4 protein-coding genes and 1 pseudogene are annotated in these 2,426 nt (G+C 73.5%); 2 read left to right on the top strand and 3 right to left on the bottom strand.

All coding sequences use genetic code 11. The features are described 5' to 3' along the window. Nucleotides 1–190: pseudogene (locus B7L92_RS31130) on the top strand (HAD family hydrolase); the annotation flags it as partial. On the opposite strand, the gene B7L92_RS31125 reads toward B7L92_RS31130, so the two are convergent. Further along, nucleotides 169–417, bottom strand: a complete 249-nt coding sequence (locus B7L92_RS31125) for a hypothetical protein (protein ID WP_016825719.1) — start codon at nucleotides 415–417, stop codon at nucleotides 169–171. The pseudogene B7L92_RS31130 and the gene B7L92_RS31125 sit on opposite strands and share 22 nt — an antisense overlap. Nucleotides 418–582: 165 nt before the next feature. Here B7L92_RS31125 and B7L92_RS43555 point away from each other — a divergent pair, with 165 nt between their 5' ends. After that, nucleotides 583–966: a cold-shock protein gene (locus B7L92_RS43555; RefSeq protein ID WP_004986619.1), complete on the top strand. Its 384-nt coding sequence runs from the start codon at nucleotides 583–585 to the stop codon at nucleotides 964–966. Nucleotides 967–995: 29 nt separating this feature from the next. Here the strand turns inward: B7L92_RS43555 and B7L92_RS31115 are convergent, their stop codons facing one another. Both B7L92_RS31115 and B7L92_RS31110 read right to left on the bottom strand, forming a co-directional pair. Beyond that, nucleotides 996–1,850, bottom strand: a complete 855-nt coding sequence (locus B7L92_RS31115; RefSeq protein WP_081240673.1) for a 1,4-dihydroxy-6-naphtoate synthase — start codon at nucleotides 1,848–1,850, stop codon at nucleotides 996–998. After that, on the bottom strand, nucleotides 1,840–2,426 hold a 587-nt coding region (locus tag B7L92_RS31110; RefSeq protein WP_081240672.1), incomplete at its 5' end, for a futalosine hydrolase. The genes B7L92_RS31110 and B7L92_RS31115, both read right to left, overlap by 11 nt.

Here is a 2,426-nt window from a genome sequence, read left to right as displayed (position 1 = left end):
CCGGTGGCGACCGCGGACCGCCGGCGCGCTGGCGGTCGCGGTCGCCACCGGCCCGTGCGCTCCCGCGGAACTGCGCGAGGCCGGCGCGGACGTCGTCCTCGCCGATCTGACGGAATTCCCGCGGTGGTTCTCGGACCACCGCACGGACCGGTCCGGCTCCGGCCCGGACTACCTTCCGGCCCGCGCCTGACGGCGTCCCGCCGCGACCGAGCGCAGGACACCCGCACCGGCCATCAGGAATCCGACGCCCATGAGCATGCTCAATACGAACATGTACGTCGGGAAAGGCGTCGTTCCGAGGAACAGCGGGGCCACCGTGACCAGAGTGGCCACGGCGCCGACGAAGAAGACGAGAGCACCGGCACGGACCAGGCCGTCACCGGGCGCGGCGGAATTCGCTTGGGTTTTGTCACGCACCGGACCAGGGTAGTTCCCAGCGCGAAGGAACAACCGGGTGACGTCTTGTCTCCGGCCCGAAGACCATTAGCCTTGGACACGGCGGGTCACCACGGCCCGCCCGAGTGCTATCAAGAGCCGTTTCACCAAGCAGCTTTCCCGACGAGTACGAGGACGAGGACAGACGTGCCCACCGGCAAGGTCAAGTGGTTCAACAGTGAGAAGGGCTTCGGCTTTCTCTCCCGCGACGACGGCGGTGACGTCTTCGTCCATTCCTCGGTCCTCCCCGCCGGAGTCGAGGCACTCAAGCCGGGACAGCGCGTGGAGTTCGGCGTGGTCGCCGGACAGCGCGGCGACCAGGCCCTCTCCCTGACCCTCCTCGACCCGACCCCGTCGGTCGCGGCGGCCCAGCGCAAGAAGCCGGACGAGCTGGCCTCCATCGTCCAGGACCTGACGACGCTCCTGGAGAACATCACCCCGCAGCTGGAGCGGGGCCGCTACCCCGACCGCGCCGCCGGCAAGAAGATCGCCGGCCTGCTCCGCGCGGTCGCCGACCAGCTGGACGTCTGAGGCGGCCGGGGACCCGTCCGGCGGATCCTCTACGGGAACCGCAGCGCGTCCGGGCCGAGGGGCGGCACCAGCCCCTCGGCCGCCGCACGGGTGAGCAGCCCCCGCACCGCCGCGTAGCCGTCCTCGCCGAGGTCGGCGGTGAACTCGTTGACGTACAGCCCGATGTGCTGGTCGGCGACGGCCGGGTCCATCTCCTGGGCGTGCTCCAGGACGTACGGGCGCGACGCCTCGGGATCGTCCCAGGCCGCCCGCACGGACGTGCGGATCGCGTCGGCGAGCCGCGTCAGCGTCCCGGCGCCCAGCGACCGCCGGGCGATGATCGCGCCCAGCGGGATCGGCAGCCCGGTGGTGCGCTCCCAGTGCTCGCCCATGTCGGCGAGCCGGTGCAGCCCGTAGTCCTGATAGGTGAAGCGCGCCTCGTGGATGACGAGTCCCGCGTCGACCTTCCCGTCCCGCACGGCCGGCATGATCTCGTGGAACGGCATCACCACGATCTCCCCGACACCGCCCGGCACGACGTCCGCCGCCCACAGCCGGAACAGCAGGTACGCCGTCGACCTCTCGCTCGGCACGGCGACCGTGCGTCCCGCGAGGTCCAGCCCTTCCTCCCGCGTCAGCACCAGCGGCCCGCAGCCCCGCCCCAGCGCGCCCCCGCAGGGCAGCAGGGCGTAGTCGTCCAGGACGTACGGCAGCACCGCGTACGACACCTTCAGCACGTCGAGCTCGCCGCGCTCGGCCATGCCGTTGGTGACGTCGATGTCGGCGAAGGCGACGTCGAGGTCGGGCGCGCCGGGGACGCGGCCGTGGGCGAGGGCGTCGAAGACGAAGGTGTCGTTCGGGCAGGGGGAGTACGCGATCCGCAGTCGCTGCTGCTCAACTGTCATGCCGGTTCCAACTCTCCAGGACGGGTGCGAGCTTCCCGAAGCCCTCGGTGAGGGCGCTCAGGGCGTCGCCGATGCGCCAGGCCCCGCGGTCGCGCGGGCCGACGGGGTTCGACACCGCCCGCACCTCCAGCACGGGCACCCCGTGCGCGGCGGCGGCCTCGGCGACCCCGAAGCCCTCCATGGCCTCGGCGAGGGCACGGGGGTGGCGGGCGCGGAGCGCGGCGGCGCGGGCGGCGGTCCCGGTCACCGTCGACACGGTGAGCACGGTGCCGGTGAGCGCGCCGGCCGCGGCGGCGGCGTCGCGGACCAGGTCGGCCGGCGGGCGGTGGGTGACGGTGCCGAAGCCGAGGTCGGTGACCGGCAGGAACCCGTCGGCGGTCTCCGCGCCCAGGTCGGCCGCGGTGATCTCGTCGGCGACGACGAGGGAGCCGAGGGGCGCCTCGGGCGGGAAGCCGCCGGCGATCCCGGCGCTGACGACGAGACGGTAGGGGGCGTCGCCGAGGGCGGCCGCGGTGAGGGCGGCGGCGGTGGAGGCGGCGGCGAGGGCGGGCCCGACACCGGCGGCGAGGACGTCGG

Source organism: Streptomyces viridosporus, assembly GCF_002078235.1.
Lineage (GTDB): Bacteria > Actinomycetota > Actinomycetes > Streptomycetales > Streptomycetaceae > Streptomyces > Streptomyces viridosporus.
Note: the sequence above shows the minus strand (reverse complement) of the source record. Positions and strands in the feature narration are given on the sequence as shown.